This is a genomic window from Albibacillus kandeliae (genome assembly GCF_003116585.1).
GTDB classification, from domain to species: domain Bacteria; phylum Pseudomonadota; class Alphaproteobacteria; order Rhodobacterales; family Rhodobacteraceae; genus Albibacillus; species Albibacillus kandeliae.
The window spans coordinates 297,623-319,283 of sequence record NZ_QEHM01000003.1 but is presented as its reverse complement, the minus strand read 5'-3'; the positions used below and the strand labels follow the sequence as shown (position 1 = coordinate 319,283).

General features: G+C 66.5%; 17 protein-coding genes. 10 read left to right on the top strand and 7 right to left on the bottom strand.

The genetic code is table 11. The annotated features are described in order from the left end of the window. Window positions 1-48 precede the first annotated feature (48 nt). Window positions 49-1,647, top strand: a complete 1,599-nt coding sequence (gene serA / locus DDT93_RS07415) for a phosphoglycerate dehydrogenase (protein ID WP_109465173.1) — start codon at window positions 49-51, stop codon at window positions 1,645-1,647. Between the two features lie 94 nt (window positions 1,648-1,741). On the opposite strand, the gene DDT93_RS07410 is transcribed toward serA, so the two are convergent. Together DDT93_RS07410 and DDT93_RS07405 are read right to left on the bottom strand one after the other, a co-directional pair. Beyond that, window positions 1,742-2,758 (bottom strand): calcium-binding protein, encoded by a 1,017-nt coding sequence (locus DDT93_RS07410; protein WP_109465172.1) that lies wholly within the window; start codon window positions 2,756-2,758, stop codon window positions 1,742-1,744. A 238-nt stretch (window positions 2,759-2,996) separates the two neighbouring features. Continuing rightward, a complete protein-coding gene (locus DDT93_RS07405) occupies window positions 2,997-5,024 on the bottom strand; it encodes an NADPH-dependent 2,4-dienoyl-CoA reductase (protein ID WP_109465171.1) in 2,028 nt (675 codons plus the stop codon). 143 nt (window positions 5,025-5,167) lie between these two features. Between DDT93_RS07405 and DDT93_RS07400 the strand changes: the two genes are divergently transcribed. Together DDT93_RS07400 and DDT93_RS07395 are read left to right on the top strand one after the other, a co-directional pair. Next, window positions 5,168-5,437, top strand: a complete 270-nt coding sequence (locus DDT93_RS07400; RefSeq protein WP_109465170.1) for a DksA/TraR family C4-type zinc finger protein — start codon at window positions 5,168-5,170, stop codon at window positions 5,435-5,437. A 58-nt stretch (window positions 5,438-5,495) separates the two neighbouring features. After that, window positions 5,496-5,984, top strand: a complete 489-nt coding sequence (locus tag DDT93_RS07395) for an RNA pyrophosphohydrolase (protein WP_109465169.1) — start codon at window positions 5,496-5,498, stop codon at window positions 5,982-5,984. Here DDT93_RS07395 and DDT93_RS07390 read toward each other — a convergent pair whose 3' ends face one another. Then, the gene (locus DDT93_RS07390; RefSeq protein WP_109465168.1) at window positions 5,985-6,578 is read right to left on the bottom strand and encodes a dimethylsulfonioproprionate lyase family protein; all 594 of its coding nucleotides are present in this window, start codon (window positions 6,576-6,578) and stop codon (window positions 5,985-5,987) included. Window positions 6,579-6,792: 214 nt separating this feature from the next. Between DDT93_RS07390 and mutL the strand changes: the two genes are divergently transcribed. From mutL to DDT93_RS07365, 5 genes are all read left to right on the top strand, one after another. Beyond that, the gene (gene mutL, locus DDT93_RS07385) at window positions 6,793-8,673 is read left to right on the top strand and encodes a DNA mismatch repair endonuclease MutL (protein WP_109465167.1); all 1,881 of its coding nucleotides are present in this window, start codon (window positions 6,793-6,795) and stop codon (window positions 8,671-8,673) included. Continuing rightward, the gene (locus DDT93_RS07380; protein WP_109465166.1) at window positions 8,670-9,893 is read left to right on the top strand and encodes a DNA recombination protein RmuC; all 1,224 of its coding nucleotides are present in this window, start codon (window positions 8,670-8,672) and stop codon (window positions 9,891-9,893) included. Before mutL ends, DDT93_RS07380 begins: the two co-directional genes overlap by 4 nt. A gap of 153 nt (window positions 9,894-10,046) precedes the next feature. Continuing rightward, window positions 10,047-11,561, top strand: a complete 1,515-nt coding sequence (gene gpmI, locus DDT93_RS07375) for a 2,3-bisphosphoglycerate-independent phosphoglycerate mutase (protein ID WP_109465165.1) — start codon at window positions 10,047-10,049, stop codon at window positions 11,559-11,561. Further along, window positions 11,558-12,709 (top strand): murein hydrolase activator EnvC family protein, encoded by a 1,152-nt coding sequence (locus tag DDT93_RS07370; protein ID WP_109465164.1) that lies wholly within the window; start codon window positions 11,558-11,560, stop codon window positions 12,707-12,709. The genes gpmI and DDT93_RS07370 overlap by 4 nt, the downstream gene beginning before the upstream one ends. A gap of 7 nt (window positions 12,710-12,716) precedes the next feature. Next, window positions 12,717-14,057 (top strand): S41 family peptidase, encoded by a 1,341-nt coding sequence (locus tag DDT93_RS07365; protein WP_109465163.1) that lies wholly within the window; start codon window positions 12,717-12,719, stop codon window positions 14,055-14,057. A 165-nt stretch (window positions 14,058-14,222) separates the two neighbouring features. Here the strand turns inward: DDT93_RS07365 and DDT93_RS07360 are convergent, their stop codons facing one another. The 4 genes from DDT93_RS07360 to DDT93_RS07345 all read right to left on the bottom strand — a co-directional run bounded on the left by DDT93_RS07360 (window position 14,223) and on the right by DDT93_RS07345 (window position 17,251). Next, window positions 14,223-15,182 carry a phosphoribosylaminoimidazolesuccinocarboxamide synthase gene (locus DDT93_RS07360; protein WP_109465162.1) on the bottom strand — a complete coding sequence of 320 codons (960 nt, stop codon included), beginning with the start codon at window positions 15,180-15,182 and terminating at the stop codon, window positions 14,223-14,225. 117 nt (window positions 15,183-15,299) lie between these two features. Beyond that, window positions 15,300-15,680 carry a hypothetical protein gene (locus DDT93_RS07355; protein WP_109465161.1) on the bottom strand — a complete coding sequence of 127 codons (381 nt, stop codon included), beginning with the start codon at window positions 15,678-15,680 and terminating at the stop codon, window positions 15,300-15,302. Between the two features lie 9 nt (window positions 15,681-15,689). Continuing rightward, complete coding sequence (locus DDT93_RS07350; RefSeq protein ID WP_109465160.1) at window positions 15,690-16,451, bottom strand: DUF6478 family protein; 762 nt, start codon at window positions 16,449-16,451, stop codon at window positions 15,690-15,692. A gap of 152 nt (window positions 16,452-16,603) precedes the next feature. Next, entirely contained in the window at window positions 16,604-17,251 is a 648-nt protein-coding gene (locus tag DDT93_RS07345) for a hypothetical protein (RefSeq protein WP_109465159.1), read from the bottom strand. A 405-nt stretch (window positions 17,252-17,656) separates the two neighbouring features. Between DDT93_RS07345 and DDT93_RS07340 the strand changes: the two genes are divergently transcribed. Together DDT93_RS07340 and DDT93_RS07335 are read left to right on the top strand one after the other, a co-directional pair. Further along, the gene (locus tag DDT93_RS07340; RefSeq protein WP_109465158.1) at window positions 17,657-20,767 is read left to right on the top strand and encodes an ABC transporter transmembrane domain-containing protein; all 3,111 of its coding nucleotides are present in this window, start codon (window positions 17,657-17,659) and stop codon (window positions 20,765-20,767) included. After that, window positions 20,760-21,647, top strand: coding sequence for a CPBP family intramembrane glutamic endopeptidase (locus tag DDT93_RS07335; RefSeq protein ID WP_109465775.1), 888 nt, complete (start codon window positions 20,760-20,762; stop codon window positions 21,645-21,647). Before DDT93_RS07340 ends, DDT93_RS07335 begins: the two co-directional genes overlap by 8 nt. Window positions 21,648-21,661: the final 14 nt, after the last annotated feature.

Below are 21,661 nucleotides of genomic sequence, written 5' to 3'. Positions count from 1 at the left end.
CCGGGTTGAGCCCGGGGCGTGTTTCCCATCAGACAAAGGACCAATCCAATGGCCCCCCGCGTACTCATTTCCGACGAACTTTCCGACGCAGCCGTCCAGATCTTCAAGGATCGCGGCATCGAAGTCGACTTCCAGCCCACGCTTGGCAAGGACAAGGACAAGCTGGCCGAGGTGATCGGTCAGTATGACGGCCTCGCCATCCGTTCGGCCACCAAGGTGACCCCGACCATTCTCGAGGCCGCCACCAACCTCAAGGTGATCGGCCGCGCCGGTATCGGTGTCGACAACGTCGACCGCGAAGCCGCCTCCAAGAAAGGCGTGATCGTCATGAACACGCCCTTCGGCAACATGATCACCACCGCCGAGCACGCCATCGCGATGATGTTCGCCGTGGCCCGCCAGATCCCCGAGGCCAGCGCCTCGACCCATGCCGGCAAGTGGGAAAAGTCCAAGTTCATGGGCGTCGAACTCACCGGCAAGACGCTGGGCGTCATCGGCGCGGGCAACATCGGCGGCATCGTCTGCGACCGTGCCCGTGGTCTCAAGATGAAAGTCATCGCCTACGACCCGTTCCTGAGCCAGGAGAAGGCCGACAAGATGGGCGTCGAAAAGATCGAGGATCTGGACGACCTGCTCAAGCGCGCCGACTTCATCACCCTGCACGTGCCGCTGACCGACACCACCCGCAACATCCTCTCGGCCGAGAACCTCGCCAAGACCAAGAAGGGCGTGCGGATCATCAACTGCGCCCGCGGTGGTCTCGTCGACGAAGCGGCCCTGGCTGAGCTGATCAAGTCGGGCCACGTGGCAGGCGCCGCCTTTGACGTGTTCTCGGAAGAGCCCGCCAAGGAAAACCCGCTGTTCGGCCTGCCGAACGTCGTCTGCACCCCGCACCTCGGCGCGGCAACCACCGAGGCGCAGGAAAACGTCGCCCTGCAGGTGGCCGAGCAGATGTCGAACTACCTGCTGGATGGCGCCGTCGAGAACGCGCTGAACATGCCCTCGATGACCGCCGAGGAAGCCAAGGTGATGGGCCCGTGGGTTACCCTCTCGGGTCACCTCGGCAACTTCATCGGGCAGATGACCGACGAGCCGATCAAGGCGATCAACATCCTCTACGACGGTTCGGTCGCCGCGATGAACCTTGCCGCGCTGAACTGTGGCGTGGTCGCGGGCATCATGAAGAAGGCCAACCCCGACGTGAACATGGTCTCGGCCCCGGTCGTCGCCAAGGAGCGCGGGATCAAGATCTCGACCACCAACCAGGACAAGTCGGGCGCCTTCGACGGCTACATCAAGGTCACCGTGGTCACCGAGAAGCGTGAGCGCTCCATCGCGGGCACCGTGTTCAGCGACGGCAAGCCGCGCTTCATCCAGATCAAGGGCATCAACATCGACGCCGAGGTGGGCAGCCACATGCTCTACACCACCAACCAGGACGTGCCGGGCGTGATCGGCACGCTGGGCCGCACCCTGGGCGAGGCCGGTGTGAACATCGCGAACTTCACCCTCGGCCGCGCTGCACCCGGCGGCGAAGCCATCGCGCTGCTCTACGTCGATGCCAGCCTCTCGACCCCGGTGCTGAAGGCGCTGGAAGACACCGGCATGTTCCGGCAGGTCAAACCGCTAGAATTCGACGTCGCCTGAGGCGGTCGAACGGCTAAATAGGAAAGGCCCGGGTTTCGCCCGGGCCTTTTTCGTATCGGCAGGGGGCTGACGTTCCGGCCCTCGTCCCAATTGGTCAACTGAAGTCCCACCAGTCCGGCAGCTCGATCCAGTTCGTCTTGGTCGCCTTGAAGCTCGTGAGGCCCTCAAGGTCCAGACCCCAGTCGGCAATGCCGTCACCGGTGCTGTCGATCGAGACGAGACCGTCTTCCATCCGGACCTCGAGCACCCCTTCGGTCGCGGAAAAGGCGCGCTTTCCGATGAAGCGGATCTCGTCGACCTCGTTGTAGAGCAGTGGCGTGAACTCCGTGAGGTCGAGCTTGTCGCCCTGCCGCGCATTGAAGTCGGTCACCGTGGTCGGGCTGGTCTTGTCCCAGTTGAGGCTGGAGACCTGGAACATGTCCGCGCCCTTGCCCCCGGTCCAGACATTGGTGCCCTGACCGTCGGAATAGAAGGTGTCCTTGCCTGCCTGTCCGAACAGCCGGTCATTCCCACCCTTGCCATACAGATGGTCATTGCCGCCGCCACCGAAGAGGCGGTCGTCGCCGTCGTAGCCATCAATCATGTCATGACCGCCGCCGCCGCGCACGACGTCGTTGCCGCGAGAGGCATTGACCTGATCGTTGCCGCCACCGAGGTTGAGGATGTCATCGCCGACCGAGCCATTGAAGTAATCGGTGGTGCTGGTGAAACTGCCGCGCAGCCCCGTTGCCGTCAGCTCGTTCCAGATCAGGCCCGAGCCTGCGACGTTCGCCACGCGCGAGATATCGACACCGGAGTTGAGCACGACCGTCCCGACAACGTCGCCATCGCTCAGGAACTGCACGCGGTCGATGGTGCCGCTCCAGACGCCGCCGGACTTGGAGAAGTCTCCGATGAACTTGTAGCCGACTTCGGCTTCGTAGTCCGGCTGGTTGTGGATCTGATAGCTGAAGTCCGTGGTGACGGTGATCGACTTTGCCGCCTTGCGGCCGGGGAGGGCATCGGCCCAGTCCTCGCTGTCGAAGCTGTAATAGCCCAGGGTCGCGAAAGAAAAGACGTCGGCGTAGTAGAGGGGTTCGGGTTGCAGGTACTTGATGACTGACTTGGTCATTATGGTGTCTTTCAAAAATTAAACAAAACCGCATGCTTGAATAGGATGCATACGGGTCTTCTAGCGGCGGTTCAGCCGTTCGGACAAGCGTGTTGGAAGGACTTCAATTCAGGCGTGCGGAGCGCGTGTGAAATTTCCCGCACCGCGCGAGAACCCATGCCATTCGGCGGCCCTGAGCAGGACCGCGCCGGTCGGATAGACAATTCTCCCAACCGGCGCGAGGCGCAATTCCGCCCCCCTACAACCCTGCCGCCAGCCGCGTGCCCTGATCAATCGCGCGCTTGGCGTCCAGTTCCGCGGCCACGTCGGCGCCGCCGATCACGTGGACGGTCACGCCCTTGGCCTCGAGCGCGTCCGCAAGGCTCCGCTCCGAGACCTGACCGGCACAGAGCACCACGGTATCGGCCGCGATCAGCGTGGGGTTTTCCCGCGCCTCGCCAAAGCTCACGTGCAGCCCCTCGCCGTCGATCCGCTCGTAGTTCACGCCGCCGACGAAGTTCACGTCCTTCATGTTCAGCGCCGCGCGGTGGATCCAGCCGGTTGTCTTGCCGAGTCCCTTGCCGTGCTTGGTCTTCTTGCGCTGAAGCAGGGTGATCTCCCGTGCCGAAGGCTCGGGCTGCGGGCCCTCGGGGGCCAGTCCGCCGCGCACCTCCGAAGGGTCTGCGACGCCCCACTCCTTCATCCAGAGCGGCAGGTCTTCGGTCGGGCTGGTGCCCTCGTGCGCCAGGTACTCGGACACGTCGAAGCCGATACCGCCCGCGCCGATCACCGCCACGCGCTTGCCCACGTCGGCCTTGCCGCGCAGCACGTCGACGTAGCTCACCACGTTCGGCCCGTCCTCTCCGGGGATTCCGGGGTCGCGGGGCAGGACGCCGGTCGCGATGATCACCTCGTCAAAGCCTTCCAGCATCTCGGCGGTCGCCTCGGTGCCAAGCTTCACCGTCACCCCGGCGACGTCGAGCATGGTGCGATACCAGTCGACCAGCCCCCAGAACTCCTCCTTGCCGGGGATCTGCTTGGCCATGTTCAGCTGTCCGCCAACTTCCTCGGCCTTGTCGAAGATCGTCACCGCATGGCCGCGCTGGGCCGCCGTGATCGCGGTCGAGAGCCCGGCAGGCCCGGCGCCGACGACTGCCACCTTCTTGGCGGTCCCGGCTGCGACGATCGGCAGTTCCGTCTCGTGGCAGGCGCGCGGATTGACGAGGCAGGAGGTCAGCTTGCCGCCGAAGGTGTGATCCAGGCAGGCCTGGTTGCAGGCGATGCAGGGCGCGATCTGGTCCGCCGTGCCCGCCTCGGCCTTGGCCACAAAGTAGGCGTCGGCCAGCATCGGGCGGGCCAGCGACACCATGTCGGCGCAGCCGGTCGACAGCACCTCCTCGGCCACCTCGGGCGTATTGATCCGGTTCGAGGTGATGACGGGGATCGACACCTTGCCCATCAGCTTCTTCGTCACCCAGGCAAAGGCCGCGCGCGGCACCGAGGTCGCGATGGTCGGGATCCGTGCCTCGTGCCAGCCGATGCCGGTGTTGATGATGGTCGCGCCCGCCTTCTCGATCTCCTGCGCCAGTTGCACGACCTCGTCAAAGGTCGAACCGTTGGGCACGAGATCGATCATCGACAGGCGGTAGATGATGATGAAATCGGTCCCCGTCGCCTCGCGGGTGCGCCGCACCACCTCGATCGGCAGGCGGATGCGGTTCTCGTAGGATCCACCCCAGCGGTCGGTCCGCTTGTTGGTGTGGGTCACGATGAACTGGTTCAGGAAGTAGCCTTCCGACCCCATGATCTCGACCCCGTCATAGCCCGCCAGCTTGGCCTTGCGCGCGGCCTCGACGATGTCGGAGATCTGTTTCTCGATGCCGTCCTCGTCCAACTCGTTGGGCGGGAAGGGCGAGATCGGGGATTTCACCGGGCTCGGCGCCACGCATTTCGGTCCGAAGGCATAGCGCCCGGCGTGAAGGATCTGCATGGCGATCTTGCCGCCTGCCTCGTGCACCCGCTGGGTCACAATGGAGTGGCTGGCGATATCCTCGTCGCTGACCATCATGGCCGCGCCCGGCGCGACCGACCCTTCCGGGTTCGGTCCGATGCCGCCGGTCACCATCAGCGCGACGCCGCCGCGCGCCCGTTCGGCATAGAACTCGGCAACGCGGTTCCAGTCGCGGGTCTCTTCCAGCCCCGTGTGCATCGATCCCATCAGCACGCGGTTCTTCAGGGTGGTGAACCCCAGATCCAGCGGCGCCAGAAGATGTGGATAGGTGGCCATTGCGTGCTCCCCTTTCTGCATGTCCCGGGCGCGAGAATTGCCGCAAGCCCGTGCGTTGTCACCCGAAACGCGGCGTAATGGGGCACGCGACATTTGTTTCCCGCAGGCGACGGGATTACATTCACTCGAAAGGAGTGACGCCAATGGCCGGTGGATGGGCGCGCGACGGCGCGGTGAGCGAACAGATCGAAGCCTCGATTTCCGACGAGCTTCAGCGGATGAAGTCCCGCAAGGCGCTGCAGGGCGCGAGCCTGACCCATTGCGCCGAGTGCGAGGAACCGATCCCCGAACCCCGCCGCGTCGCCATCCCGGGCGTCAAGCTGTGCATCGACTGCCAGCAGGAGCGCGACTCGCGGTTCGTCGCCAAAGGTGGTATCAACCGGCGCGGCTCCAAGGACAGCCAGCTCAAGTAGGCTTGCATCGGTCCCCGGCTTCCGGCACCTCTGGGCCAACCCGAGAGGAGCCTTGCCCATGACCCCCGAAGAGATCGCCAAGCTGCCCTATCGCCCCTGTGTGGGTGTCATGCTGATGAACGCTGCGGGCGATGTCTTTGTCGGCCAGCGCAACGACCGCTACACCGAAGCCTGGCAGATGCCGCAGGGTGGGGTCGACAAGGGTGAAGACCCGCGCGACGCGGCCCTGCGCGAGCTCTGGGAAGAGACCGGGGTGACCGCCGACCTCGTCGAGATCGTCGGCGAGACCGCGGGCTGGCTGCCCTACGACCTGCCGCATGACCTTGTTCCGAACATCTGGAAGGGGCGTTATCGCGGGCAGGAGCAGAAGTGGTACCTGATGCGCTTTCTCGGGAGCGACGATCAGGTTCAGATCGAGACCGAACACCCGGAATTCTCGCAGTGGCGCTGGCAGCCGACGGGCGAGCTGGTGGAGAAGATCGTGCCGTTCAAGCGCGAGGTCTATGCCCGCGTGCTGGAAGAGTTCGCGCCCCTGCTGACGCGCTGATCAGACGAACCACGCCGGTCCGCCGGGCGCCTCTCCGAACTGGATCCAGATGTTGAGGATCGGGTCCGCCCGCGTGGTCAGCGCGTGCGGTTCCTCGGGGCCGTGGATCACCAGTGTGCCGGCACGCTTCTCGCGATCAACGCCGTCGCCCTGCCGCCAGAGCGCGGGCATTCCGTCGGTGAGCGGCAGGTAAAGCTCGTCGGCGCGGTGGGCGTGGGCGGGGTAGGCCGTCTCGGCGGCGAGCAGGTTGCAGCCGGTCACCAGCCCGTCGCCCGCGTGCAGCACCGCATGTCCGAAGGTCTCTGCCAGCGCGGTGCGGTCAGGGTAATCGGCGACCCAGCGCAGCCTGTCGAGCAGGGGGGCGAGGTGGCCCGCCAGCGATCCGCTGTCCATCGTTTCGCTGAGGGCACGGATACGTGGAAAGCAGGTGCAGACCGGCGCGGTCACCTGCGCCTGGGCAGGCAGGCGCCATGACTGCCCTGACAGGATCGCGCCAATGCTCCGCACGGGGTCGGGCAGGCGCGGTTCGGCAAGACGCGCGGCCAGTGCAAGGCGCAGCGCGCCCAGTTCCGCGCTCTCAGGTGTCTCTGTCATCTGCTGTCACCGCGCGTTGCGAAGTCCGGACCAGTGATCGACCTGCAGGAGGGCGTTGCCAAGCGGGAAACGCGCGGCGCTTACCGAGATGCGGCAAACGCTGGGAAAACGCCCGGTTTTGGCGCGCCGGTGCAGATCGAGGCCCTGCGGGGGCTGGCCGATCCCGCAACATCCGGGTGGCAGAATCGGAGCCATCCATGCTAGGTCTGGTGGCATGGCGCACCCCAACCCCAATATCAGCGAAAACCGCCCGGTTATCCGGCAACTCGACGACTCTGCGATCAACCGCATCGCGGCGGGCGAGGTGGTCGAACGCCCGGCCTCTGCGGTCAAGGAACTGGTCGAGAACGCGGTGGATGCAGGGGCAAGCCGCGTTACCGTGGAGATCGCCGACGGCGGCAAGACCCTGATCCGGGTCACCGACGACGGCTGCGGCATGGGCCCCGACGACCTTCCGCTCGCGCTCTCGCGCCATGCGACGTCCAAGATCGACGGCTCCGACCTGCTCAATATTCACACCTTCGGCTTCCGGGGCGAGGCGCTGCCCTCGCTCGGCGCCGTGGGGCGCCTGACCATCACCAGCCGCGTGCCCGGAGGCGAGGCCCATTCGATCCGCGTCTCGGGCGGGCATAGGGAGCCGGTGAAGCCGGCTGCGCTGCGTGCCGGCACCGTGGTCGAACTGCGCGATCTCTTCTTCGCCACCCCGGCGCGGCTCAAGTTCATGCGCTCCGACCGGTCCGAGGCGCAGGCCATCGTCGACGTGGTCAAGCGGCTCGCCATGGCGGAACCCTCTGTTTCCTTCCTGCTGCGCGACGTCTCCGGCGGAGGCGAGGGCCGCAGCCTGTTCCGTGCGGACGCCGAGAGCGGCGACCTCTTCGATGCGCTCTATGGGCGTCTCGCGGGTGTGATCGGCCGCGACTTTGCCGAGAATGCGCTGCGCATCGACGCCACCCGCGACGGGCTGCGCCTGTTCGGCTATGCCGCCTTGCCGACCTACTCGCGCGGCGCGGCGGTTACCCAGTACCTCTTTGTCAACGGCCGCCCGGTCCGGGACAAGATGCTGCACGGCGCCCTGCGCGCGGCCTACTTCGACTTTCTCAGCCGCGACCGTCACCCGGCGGCGGCGCTCTTCATCGACTGCGAACCGGTACTGGTCGACGTGAACGTGCACCCGGCCAAGTCCGAGGTGCGGTTCCGCGATCCCGGTCTCGCGCGCGGGCTGATCGTCTCGGCCCTGCGGCAAGCACTGGCAGGGGCCGGTCACCGTGCCTCGACCACCGTCGCGGGCGCGACCCTCGGCGCCATGCGGCCCGAACCTGTCCGGACCGAGGCCCGCGTCTACCAGATGGACCGCCCGTCGCTTGGGGCCCGCATCTCCTCCTATGCCGCCCAGGCGCCCGCACCGACCCCGTTCCAGGGCTTTGCCGACCTTGGCGAGAGCTATTCTGCCCGTGTGGTGGAAGCCGACGATGTCGAGCCGGTCGCGGTGGAGCCCGCCGAAATACCCGCCGAGGCGCGCCCTCTGGGTGCCGCGCGCGGGCAGGTGCACGAGAACTACATCATTGCCCAGACCGAGACCGGCATGGTCATCGTCGACCAGCACGCTGCGCACGAACGGCTGGTCTATGAGAAACTGAAACGCCAGATGGCCGAGAACGGCGTCGCCGCGCAGGCCCTGCTGATCCCCGAGATCGTGGACCTGTCGGAAGGCGATTGCGCCCGCCTGCTTGAGGTGGCCGACGAGCTGACCAGGATGGGCCTGACCATCGAACCTTTCGGCGGCTCTGCCGTCGCCGTGCGCGAAACCCCGGCAATCCTGGGCGAGGTCAACGCGGCCGCGATGCTGAAGGACATCCTCGACGAGCTCGACGACATGGGCTCCTCGCAACTGGTGCAGGCCCGGATCGAGGCGATCCTGTCGCGCGTTGCCTGCCACGGCTCGGTCCGCTCGGGCCGCCGGATGCGCGCCGAGGAGATGAACGCCCTGCTGCGCGAGATGGAGGCGACGCCTCATTCCGGCCAGTGCAACCACGGGCGCCCCACCTACGTGGAGCTGAAACTCTCCGATATCGAAAGGCTCTTCGGGCGCACATGATCGAACTGAACGGATACACCTTCGACCTCTCCGATCCCCTCGTGCTGGCTGCGCTCGGCGGCGCCGCCGTGGTGCTGCTGATGCTGATCCTGCTGATCGCCGCCGTGCGCGCGGCGGGCCGCTCGGCCCGCATGGCCGAACCGCTGGCCCGGCAGATGCAGGTGCTGGGCGGCCACGTCCAGCAGCTCGGCCTCGGGCAGGAGCAGCTGCGCGGCGGGTTGCAGACCGTGTCGGACACGCAGGCCAACGCCCAGACACAAGTGATCCAGACGGTCGAGCGCCGCCTCGCCTCGGTCCAGCAGCAGATGAACGACCGTCTGGCCGAGAACGCGATGAAATCGGCCCGCGCGCTGGCCGAGATGCAGGAGCGGATGAAGGAAACCCTGCACGGCGGCTCGGAGAAGACCACCAAGTCGCTGACCGAACTGCAGGAGCGGCTCAAGGTCATCGACCGGGCGCAAGAGAACATCACGCGCCTCTCGGGCGATGTGCTGAGCCTGCAGGACATCCTGTCGAACAAGCAGACGCGCGGCGCCTTTGGCGAGATCCAGTTAAACGACATCGTGTCCAAGGCGCTGCCCTCTGACAGCTACACGCTGCAGGCGACGCTTTCCAACGGCAAGCGGGCGGACTGCCTGATCCATCTCCCGAACCCGCCGGGCCCCATCGTGATCGACGCCAAGTTCCCGCTGGAAGCCTACGAGAAACTCCGCGCCGGAGAGGCAGGCGCGCCGCAGGCCTTCCGCGCCTCGGTCAAGGCACACATCAAGGCGATCTCGGAACGCTACCTGATCGAAGGCGAGACGGCGGACGGCGCCCTGATGTTCCTGCCCTCCGAGGCGGTCTATGCCGAGCTGCACGCCAATTTCCCCGAAGTGGTCCGCGAGGGCTTCAACGCGCGGGTCTGGATCGTGTCGCCGACCACCTGCATGGCCACGCTCAACACCATGCGGGCCATCCTCAAGGACGCCCGGATGCGCGAACAGGCCGGCGCGATCCGCACCACGCTGAAACAGCTGCACCGTGACGTGGAACTGGTGGTCGAGCGCGTCGGCAAGCTGAACACCCACTTCGGCCAGGCCCGCAAGGATATCGAGGACATCACCGTGGCCGCCGAACGCGCGGGCAAGCGGGCCACCAAGCTCGACAACTTCGATTTCGAGGAACTGGCGCCCGAGAGCGCTCCGGACATGGTGCCGCTCACCCGGGCCGGGGAATAGCCACCGTAATGATCCCGGCGCCCCGCTGGCGACATGGTGCCGACAATTTGAGTATTTTCAGAGAAAAGATGGATCGGGCGCGCTGAAAAGCGGTTCACCCTGCGCGGCCGAGACGCTAGAAGGCGGGGATCAGAGCAGGCCGGAGAGCTGGACATGAGTGCCCCGAAACCCGTTGTATTGTGCATTCTGGATGGCTGGGGCATCTCCGAGCGGACCGAGGCGAACGCACCTTATCTTGCGGAGACCCCGACCTTCGACGCGATCATGCAGGGGCCCCATGCGCAGCTGATCACCCACGGACCCGATGTGGGGCTGCCGACCGGGCAGATGGGCAATTCCGAGGTCGGCCACACCAACATCGGTGCGGGCCGGGTGGTGGCGATGGACCTGGGCCAGATCGACCTCGCGATCGAGGACGGCTCCTTCTTCGAGAACGCGGCGCTGCTGGACTTCATCGCAACGGTGAAGGCGGCGGGCGGCACCGCGCACCTGATGGGCGTGGTCTCGGACGGGGGCGTGCACGGGCACCTGACCCATATGCTGGCCGCAACCCGGGCGATCTGCGAAGCGGGCGTGCCGGTGGCGATCCATGCCATCACCGATGGCCGCGACGTGGCGCCGAAATCGGCCGATGTCTACATGAAGGCGCTGCTGGAGCAGCTGCCCGAGGGGGCCTTCGTCGCCACCGTCGACGGGCGCTACTATGCGATGGACCGCGACAACCGCTGGGAGCGGGTCGAAAAGGCCTATGCCGCGATGATCCTGGGCGAGGGCGAAAAGGCCGGGACCGCGCTCGGCGCCATCGGGGCCTCCTACGCGCAGAACGTGACGGACGAGTTCATTCTGCCGACCGTCGTCGGCGATTACAGCGGCGTGCAGGACGGCGACGGGCTGTTCTGCCTGAACTTCCGCGCCGACCGGGCGCGAGAGATCCTCGCCGCCATCGGCAAGCCCGGCTTCGACGGGTTCGAGACGGGCAAGCGGCGCGCACTGTCGGCCCTGCTGGGAATGGTCGAGTACTCTGACGACCACAACACCTACATGAGTGTCGCCTATCCCAAGGCGGAGATCGTGAACACGCTGGGCGAATGGGTGGCGAAGCAGGGCAGGACCCAGTTCCACCTCGCCGAGACCGAGAAATACCCCCATGTCACCTTCTTCCTGAACGGCGGCAAGGAAGCGCCCTGGGACGGCGAGGACCGCTTCATGCCGAAGTCGCCCAAGGTGGCGACCTATGACCTGCAGCCCGAGATGTCGGCAGGCGAGGTGACCGACAAGTTCGTCGAGGCCATCGAGAAGGGCTACGACCTGATCGTCACCAACTACGCCAACCCGGACATGGTGGGCCACACCGGCGACCTACAGGCGGCCATCGCGGCCTGCGAGGCGGTGGACAAGGGGCTCGCCCGGGTCGTCGCCGCGCTGGAGAAGGCGGGCGGCGCGATGATCGTCACTGCCGATCACGGCAACTGCGAGGTGATGGTGGACCCTGAAACCGGGGGGCCGCATACCGCGCACACCACCAATCCGGTGCCGGTGGCGCTGGTCGGCGGACCGGCGGGCGCGAGCCTGCGCAACGGCCGCCTTGCCGACCTCGCGCCGACGCTGCTGTCGCTCATGGACCTGCCCGTTCCCGACGAGATGACGGGGGAAAGCCTGATCGCATGAAACGGGCTGCCGCATGGCTCTGCGCCCTGGCGCTTGGTGCTGCCGGGGCCCCGGCGGGACCGCTGAGCGCCGGGGATTCTCCGGCGGATGCGGCCCGCGCCGCCGCGCATCAGCTCGAGACCGCCGAGACCGCGCTGCAGCAGGCCGAGAAGGCCCACGATCGGGTACGGGCGCTGACCGACACGGTGCGGGCCTACGAGGCCGGGCTGGCGGCGATGCGCGATGGTCTGCGCCGGGCCTCCACCCGCGAGACCCAGCTGCGGCACCGGCTGGAGGCCCGCGAGAGCGAGGTCGCGCGGCTGCTTGGCGTGATGCTGACCATCGAGACCGCGCCGCCGCCCGTGCTGATGCTGCATCCCGCCGGTCCGCTGGGCAGCGCACGCTCCGGCATGATCCTTGCCGACGTGACGCCGGGGCTGAACGCCCGGGCGCAGGAGTTGCGCCGCGACCTCGAGGAGGTGCGCACCCTGCGGACCCTGCAGGAGGAGGCGGCCAAGCGGCTGGAGGATGGTCTGGCCGGCGTCCAGCAGGCGCGCGCCGACCTCAGCCAGGCGATCGCCGACCGTACCGACCTGCCGCAGCGCTTTGTCGAGGACCCGGTGCGCACCGCCATCCTGCTCGACTCGACCGAGACGCTGGCGGGTTTCGCCAGTGGCCTCTCGCTGATCGGCACCGAAGAGATCGACGATACCGAAGACGACATCAGCGCGCTGAAGGGCACCCTGCCGCTGCCGGTGCAGGGCACCGTGCTGCACCGCGCCGGGGAATCGGACGCCGCCGGCATCCGGCGTGACGGGCTGCTGATGGCGACGCGCCCGCGCGCGCTGGTGACCTCGCCGAGCGCGGCGACGATTCGCTATCGCGGCCCGCTTCTCGACCTCGGCAACGTGGTCATACTCGAACCACAGGCGGACCTGCTCTTCGTGCTGTCCGGGCTCGAGACCGTCTACGGCGAGATCGGACAGGTCGTTCCGGCAGGCACGCCGGTTGGACTTATGGGCGGTGCCATGCCAGAAACAGGGGCAATTCTTTCAACAAGCGGTGATGGTACTGGAACTGACCGCTCAGAAACGCTCTATATAGAAGTCAGACAGGGCGGCAGGCCGGTGAACCCGGAAACGTGGTTCCGAAGCGATAAGGATGGATAACAGACAGATGAAGAAATTCGTTATGGCCGCCCTGGGCGGTACCGTGGCAGGCGTGATCGCGACCACGCAGATCGCCGGGCCCCTCGTGGCTCAGGAAAACGCCCGCTCTTCGAATGTCTACGAGCAGCTCGATCTCTTTGGCGACATCTTCGAACGCATCCGCGCCCAGTACGTGGAACAGGTCGACGAGTCCAAGCTGATCGAGGCGGCCATCAACGGGATGCTCACCTCGCTCGATCCGCATTCGAGCTACATGAACCCGCAGGACGCCGCCGCAATGCGGGTGCAGACCCGTGGCGAGTTCGGCGGACTAGGCATCGAGGTCACGCAGGAGGAGGGCTTCGTCAAGGTTGTCTCCCCGATCGACGGGACCCCGGCGGAAGAAGCCGGGATCGAGGCCGGTGACTTCATCACCCACGTCAACGGCGAGTCGGTGCTCGGTCTGACGCTCGACAAGGCGGTCGACCTGATGCGCGGCCCGGTCGGGTCCGAGATCGTGATCACCGTGGTCCGCAAGGGCGAGGACGAGCCCTTCGACGTCTCGATCATCCGTGACACCATCAAGCTGACCGCCGTGCGCGCCCGGACCGAGGGGCACACCGTGGTCCTGCGGATCACCACCTTCAACGACCAGACCACCCCGAACCTCGAAGCGGGCCTGAAGGAAGAGATCGAGAAGGCCGGCGGCATCGACAACGTCGACGGCGTCGTCCTCGACCTGCGCAACAACCCGGGCGGGTTGCTGACCCAGGCGATCAAGGTGGCGGACGAGTTCCTCGAGTCGGGCGAGATCGTCTCGACCCGTGGCCGCAACCCGGAAGATGGCGAACGCTTCAACGCCACCCCGGGCGACATGATCAACGGCAAGCCGATGGTGGTTCTGATCAACGGTGGGTCGGCCTCGGCCTCCGAGATCGTCGCCGGCGCACTCAAGGATCACCGCCGCGCCATCGTGGTGGGCACCAAGAGCTTCGGCAAGGGGTCGGTCCAGACCGTGATGCCGCTGCGGGGCGACGGTGCCATGCGCCTGACCACCGCGCGCTACTACACCCCCTCGGGTCGCTCGATCCAGAACCTCGGCGTGTCGCCCGACATCGTCGTCGAGCAGCCGCGCAAGGTCGCCGCGAACGAGGATGAAGAGCCCAAGAGCGCCGTTCCGCGCCTGCGCTCCGAAGCCGACCTGCGCGGCAGCCTCAGCAACGACAGCCTGAGCGAGGACGAGGTGCGCCAGATCGAGGAAGAACGCGCCAAGGCGGAAGCCGCCGCGCAGCTGCGCGACGAGGATTACCAGCTCGCCTATGCGGTCGATATCCTCAAGGGCCTCTCGGCCATCGCCCCGCGCGACTGATCCATCCGGCAACCGGAAACACCAACGGGCGGCCCTGCCGCCCGTTTTTCTTTGCTCCACTGGCACTTGGCGCCGAGGCCCGCCCCTTCTTTGGGTCGCAAATATCCCGTGGGAGCGAGGGGCTGGCCCCTCGCTCCCACGGCCCCGGCTGCCGCGCGGCCGGGTTTACTTGGTGAAGTAGGGCGCCAGGTTCGCGCGCACGCGGTCCAGCGGCGTCGCGCCCGAGGTGTCGGGCACGAAGGGCGCGCCGGTGATCTTCTCGTAGGCGTCGATATAGACCTGCGAGGTGGTCTGGATGATCTCGTCCGGGATATCCGGGATCGGGTCCTTGTAGGGGTCGCAGCGCGCATCGACCCACGACCGGATGATGTCCTTGTCGAAGGAGGGCGGGCGCGCGCCGGTCTCGAAGGCCTCCGGGTACTGGTCCGCCAGCCAGTAGCGCGAGCTGTCGGGCGTGTGGATCTCGTCGGCGATCAGGATGTTGCCCTCGGCATCGGTGCCGAATTCGTACTTGGTATCGACGAGGATCAGGCCACGCTCGGCCGCCACCTGCTGTCCCCGGGCAAAGAGCGCGAGGGCGATCTCCGACACCCGCTCCCATTGCGCGGTGGTCAGGAGGCCCTGCTCGATGATCTCGGCGGGGGTCAGCGGTTCGTCATGGCCGCCGTCGAAGGCCTTGGAGGTCGGGGTGATGATCGGCGCGGGCAGCGCCTGGTTGTCCTTCAGACCATCGGGGAAGTCGTGCCCGTACATGGTCCGCTCGCCCTTCTTGTAGCGCGTCAGGATCGAGGTTCCGGTGGTCCCGGCAAGGTAGCCGCGCACCACGATCTCGACCGGCAGGATGGTCAACCGCTTGCCCACCACCACGTTGGGGTCGGGATAGGCCAGAACGTGGTTCGGGCAGATATCGCCGGTGCGGTCGAACCAGTAGCGCGCGATCTGGGTCAGCACCTGCCCCTTGAACGGGATGCAGGCGAGGATGCGGTCAAAGGCCGAGATCCGGTCCGAGGAGATCAGGATGCGGCTGTCGTCCGGCAGGTCGTAGCAATCGCGCACCTTGCCGTAATAGGGGTTCGGCAGTTCGGGGATGCGGGCGTGGGCGAGGATGCGGGTCAGATCGGTCATCGGGGCCTTCATCTGCTAATGAGACGGGGCGGCGCCGGGAAAGCCGGAGCCCCTGCTGCCTGATGCAACAAACCGGCGCCGGAGGCCAGTGCAAACTGGTGCGCGGCCCGGTCCTGCCTAGCCTGCGGCGCTCGTCTCGACGCAGTGACGGCGAAAGGCGCGCTTCAGCATGTCGAGTTCCGCCCGCAGCAGGTCGACCTCGGCCCGCAGGTCGTCAGCGGCGGCCTCGCCCGCGATCAGGGTGAAATCGCCCAGCTTGCGGTCGCCCACCCGGTCGCGGATCACGAAGGTCTGGACCCCGTCGGCCAGCGCGTTTCTGGGCAGGGGAATGCGGATGTTCCACGACTTGCGGTCCGACGCGAGGTGCAGTTCGACCCCGTCGACCGCCTTGTCGCGGTAGAGCACCTCCACCTCGGGCCGGGCACCGGCCTGTCCCTCGATGTTGCCCTCCCAGAACCCGTTGGCCAGGCGGATCTTGGTCAGTTTCAGATCGTCCATCCGGGTCTCCTAGAGTGCGGCGCGCGGGTGACGCGCCAGGGTCAGGTCGCGCAGGGTCACCTGGTTCATCTCGGGCGCTTCGAAGATCAGGTCGAGCCAGGCGCTCTCGATCCGCTTCTCGTTCAGCTTGGTATAGGCCAGGTCGAATTCGACCATGGCCTCGCTTTGCTCCATCGGCATCTCGCGCACCAGCTGCTCGGTGTTCGGCCCGTGCTTGATGTTGAGCCGGGCAAAGATCTCCAGCGGGCGCTCGGCCTCGATGATGCAGCTCAGCCGCAGCAGCTGGTCGCGGGTCATCCCGCGCACGGCTTCGGGCGGCAGGTCGATCACCAGCGACAGGAAGGTGCCGTCGAAGTTGAAAACGTCCATCCGCAGGCCGAAGGCGGCAAGGTCGGATTCGCGCGTGTTACGGATCTGGCGCAGCGTGATCTCGGCGGTGCCGCAGTCGTGGAACACCGATATCTCGGTCCCGATCCGGGTCTTGGGCTGGACTGAGCTGATCCCCGGGCGGGGCAACGGGCCACGCCAGAGCGCCGGGCGCCACGACCAGTCGGTGCCATGCGGCTTGGGGAAATAGGACGTGCCGATCTTGGGCAGGGCGAGGCGGCCATCGGCCACGTGGATCAGCCGGTCGAGCTGGGCGCGCAGTTCCCGCGCCTCGCTCCGGTCCTGCCGCAATACGGGCAAAGCAACTTCGGCGGCGGAGTGCGCCGCGCGCCGCCAGCGCCGGAGGGCGCGGGCGTGGATCAGCCGATTGAGAATACTGCCCATGCCGGAACCACCACGGTTTGGCCGCGATGCCTGTCTGTTTGCCTTGCGACTATGTAACGAAACCGTTGCCGCCAGATAAACCGGGAATTGAGGAAAGGACGGTTTTTCTGAGCCCTATCGGAGAATAGGGCACGCCGCCGGCTGCCTGCAGGTCAGTCCGCCTTGCCGCTTTCCGCCGTTTTGGGAAGGCTCTCGCGCTTGCTGGCGGTGCGGGTCCGTTGGGCGAGGTCGCTGATCAGCGCCGCGCCGTTGCGCCCGACCGCGCCGCTGCCCTCGGGGCCGTAGACGCTGACCCCGACGAGGTTGTCGTTCAGCTGGAACGCGCCGCGCCAGTGCACCGGGCTCACGCCGTCGAGTGCGGCCGAACCGGTGCCGAGCCGGACAAGGACGACACCGTCGCGGCTGGCCTTGTCGAGAACGCGGGCGCCTTGCGCGATGCTGGACATGTCCTTCAGCGTGGGTGCCGGGCTGCCCGGCGCCTGCCGTGCCGTGGTCACCGTCATCACGGCAAGGTCATAGCCCTCGTAGTAGCCGCGGACGCCAACCGTGTCGCAGCGCGCGATCATCGCGAACCCCTTGTCTCCGACCCGCCGGACCGACCGGCGATCGATGCAATAGCCGTCGGGCGCGCTCAGCACGATGTCACCGTTGCCCATCGCGATCTTCAGCGTGCGGGCATGTTCGGATTCGGTTCCGAGATCGCCCATCTCGGCAAAGGGAAAGCCCGTTGCTTCTTCGCAACCGGTAAGGGTCAGCGCCGCGCCGATCGCGGCAAGGGATCTGATGATCCAGCTAGACATGGTGCTCCGTTCTTCCGCCGGGGCGGGGGATGGGTGTGCTGGCCGCTCCGGCATGTGGGATTCCACAGGAAAACACATGCGGGGGCCGGATGGTTTCATCGCGGTCGGACGCGGTGCCGGGCCGGGGCGCGCGCAACGGGGTTGCGCCGGGTTCGGGCTGGCGGCGGCCGGGCATATCGGATAGGTGACGCGGGCGGCGCAGCATGGTTGCACTCCCGTCTGTCTGGCCTGCCTGCCCATAACCGGGCGCAGGCGGCGGCACAAGGGCCGTCAATACGCGGTGCAAGTGGACTGTGCGTCCGCGCACCTTGTATTGAAGACAGCAATGATTAGCCTCTGGTGATTGTTTTGCCCGGCAGCCGAGACCACCGGCGGGCATCTGACTTCGATACGGACTCCGCCGGTATGGAACCGACTCTTTTTTCTTTCATCTGGAAATACTCCAAGAAGCAGCAGATTGCCCTGTTTGCTTTCACCCTGCTCAGCTTCCCGTTCCTCTACGCCTCGCTGGAACTGCCCAAGCAGATCATCAACGACGCCATCGGCTCGCCCTCCGAGACCATCGTCAAGCTGGGCGTCACGCTGACCCAGGTCCAGTACCTGCTGATCCTCTGTTTCGCCTTCCTCGCGACGGTGCTGATCGGCGGCATGATGAAGATGCGCATCAACACCATGAAAGGTGTGCTGTCGGAACGCATGCTGCGCCGGTTCCGCTACCAGATGATCTCGCGCATGCTGCGGTTCCCGGCGCCCTACTTCCAGACCACCAGCCAGGGCGAGATGGTCTCGATGATCACATCCGAGGCCGAACCGATGGGCGGGCTGATGGGCGATGCCGTCGCCCAGCCCGCCTTCCAGTTCGGCCAGATGATGACGATCCTGTTCTTCCTCTTTGCCCAGAGCTTCTGGTTCGGGCTGGCCTCTGTGGCGCTGATCCCCCTGCAGGCGTGGCTGATCCCGATGCTGCAGCGTCAGATCAACCTGCTGAACAAGGCGCGGATCCAGGAAATCCGCCATCTGTCGGCCGAGATCGGCGAGAGCGCGGCGGGGGTTTCTGACCTGCGGATCAACGGCGGCTGGCGCTATCGGCTGGCGCAGTTCACCAGCCGGCTGGGCGTGCTGTTCGACATCAGGTTCCAGATCTACCAGAAGAAGTTCTTCATGAAGTTCCTGAACAACATGATCGGGCACCTCACACCGTTCTTCTTCTACTCGGTCGGCGGCTACCTCGCGATCCAGGGCGAGATCACCGTCGGCGCGCTGGTCGCCGCACTGGCCGCCTACAAGGACCTCAGCTCGCCCTGGAGCGAACTTCTGACCTTCTACAACTCGGTGCAGGACATGTCGCTGCGCTGGCAGGTCGTGACCGAGCGCTTTGCCCCGCAAGGCATGATCGACGAACGCCTGTTCGACGGTGAGCCCACGTCGATTCCGCGCCTCGACGGCGAGATCGAATTCCGCAACGTGACCGTGCGCGACAACGAGGGCAACCCGGTCCTCGAGGACATCTCGCTGACCATCCCGCCCGGCACCCGGGTGGCGATCAAGTCCGCCCGCCCGTCCGAGCGTACCGCCTTTGCGCAGCTTCTGACCCGGGAACTCCTGCCCTCGCGCGGGCAGATCATCGTGTCGGGCAAGCCGCTGGAAACGCTGCACCAGGTCACCATCGCCACCCGGATCGGCTATGCCAACTCGCGCCCCTATCTCTTCGAGGGAACGATGGGCGACAACCTCCTGATGCCGCTGATGATCAAGCCGCAGGAGGTGCTGTGGGATCCGGACTACCGTGACCGCCAGCACGCCGAGGCGCTGCGCTCGGGCAACAGTCCCGATGCCCAGAACGTCCGCTGGGTGGACCCCGGGCTCGCCGGGCTGTCGCGGATCGCCGATATCCGCGACTGGTGGTTCAAGCTGGTCGAGGCGATGGGGATCGACGAGGAGATGATCCGCCGCACCCTGCGTTCGCGCATCAATGCCGACGTGCACAAGGGGCTGGCCAAGGACATCGTGGCCCTGCGGCCCGAGGTGCTGCGGCGCCTCAAGGAGGCCGGGCTCGACGGCGCGGTCCACCATTTCGACCCCGAGCGCTTCAATCCGGCGGTGCCGCTGGGCGGGAACCTGTTCTATGCCACCCCCTCGCGCGAGATCACGCCGCAGTCGCTGGCGACCGATATGCGCATGATCCGGATGCTGGACGAGATCGGGCTGACCCCGGGCGGGCTCGAGATCGCACAGGCGGTGGTCGATACGCTGCGCCACACCTTCGGGCGCGACGGCACCGATCACCCGCTGTTCCGCAGGCTGGGCATCGAGGACGAGACCTATCTGCGGCTGGTCGACATCGCGGCCAAGCGCGCGCGGCTGGGCGACGATGGCCTGACCCCGGAAGAGCAGGGCCTGATGCTGGGCGTGCCCTTCCTGCTGACGGCCGAACAGATCGGCCCGAGCTTTCCCGAGCGCTACAAGGACGAGATCCTCGATATCCGCAGGACCCAGTCCGAGAAGCTGCGCCAGATCGCCGGGGAGAAGTTCACGCCGATCACGCCCGAGACCTACATCCAGCGGCTGACCGTCACCGAGAACGCCATCTTCGGGCGCGTTTCGATGATGGCCGGGGCCAAGGCCGAGGCGATCGAGAACCTCGTGTCCGACGTGATGAACGAGCACGGGCTGCGCCAGCGGCTCGCGGCGACGACCTATGACATGCAGACCGGCCTTGGCGGGGCCAACCTGCCGACGGTGTTGCAGGAGCGCGCCGCCTTCAGCCGCGCCAGTATCAAGCGCCCGGATATCCTGATCATCGAGAACGCCCTTGCCAGCCACGACTCCAAGAGCCGTGCCCGGACCCGGCAGAAGCTGCGCGAGCTGCTGCCCAAGTGCACGATGATCTTCATGGAGGATCAGTTCAACAACCCGGGCGAATACGACATGTTCGTCGAGATCCGCGATGGCCGCATCGACGACGTGGAGCGCCCGAAAAAGGCCGCGCTGACCGGACCCGGTGCGGCGGACCTGCAGCACAAGATCGAGATCCTGGCATCGACCGAACTCTTCTCGGCGATGAACGCCAAGAACCAGCGCCTGCTGGCCTTCTCGGCGCAATGGTACGATGCGGCGCCGGGGCATGTGATCTTTGCCCACGGCCAGCGCGCCGACGCCACCTATCTGTGTCTCTCGGGCGAGGCCGAACTGCGCTGGCCCGACAGCGGGCCGGAGGATCCGCCGGTCACGGTGATCGGGCCGGGCCGCCTGATCGGGGACCTGTCGATCATCACTCGCGCCGAGCGGACGATGGACCTCGTCGCCACCGCGCCGAGCAAGTTCCTGCGCATCGGGGCCGAGGAATTCCGCGCGGTGATCGAGAACGACGCCCACCTCGCGGTGGAACTTCTTGCGGCGGTGGGCAGTAACCTCAACAGTGCCGCGCAGCACATCCATCACCTGCGGACCACGGCGCAGGTGAACGGAGAGCCACGCTATCCGATAGACACGATCAACGCGGGTGAAGATGACTGAGAGCGCCTATGCCGCGCACGAGCGCCTTGTCGGCCCTGCGCGGGACCGCTGCGAGATCTGGCGGCTGATCGCCGGCTGCGCGACCATCGTGGTTCTGGTGATCGTGCTGAACCTGATTGTGCATGCGCTGGCCCGGCCCTTCTTTCCCGCGCTGCTGACGCCCGAGGCGCTGGAGGGCAACACGCCGGGATCGCTGCTGTTCCTGCTGTTCGGCTTCGTTGCGCTGATCATCGCGGTGGGGCTGGCCGTGCGGCTGCTCCACGACCGTAGCCTTGCCAGCGTGATCGGCCCGCTGCCGCTGGCGCTGAGCCAGTTCTGGCGCGTGTTCCGGATGCTGGTCCTGATCGGCGTGGGCCTGCTGTTGCTGCCGCCCTACGACATGGGCGAGGGCCTCGTGGACAACCTGGACCTCTCGCGCTGGCTGATCCTGCTCCCCGCCTCGCTGGCGGCAATCCTCGTGCAGACCGGCAGCGAAGAGCTGATGTTCCGCGGCTACCTGCAACAGACCCTCGCCGCCCGCTTCCGCAGCCCGGTGGTCTGGATGGTGCTGCCCGCGCTTCTGTTCGGCCTTGGTCACTACATGCCGGGCGAGGCCGGGGACAACGCGCCCTTCGTGGTGCTCTGGGTTGTGGTCTTCGGCATATTCAGCGCCGACCTCACCGCGCGGTCGGGCACGCTGGGGCCTTCCATCGCCATGCATATGGTCAACAACATGTCGGCCCTGCTGATCGTCGCCACCCCGGATTCGCTCAGCGGGCTTGCCCTGATGACCACGCCCTTCTCGCTTTCGGACACCGAGGCGATGCGCGGCTGGATGCTGGTGGATTTCGCCACGATGCTGGTAAGCTGGCTCGGCGCGCGCCTCGCACTGCGCCGCTGATTGCATTTCCCGGT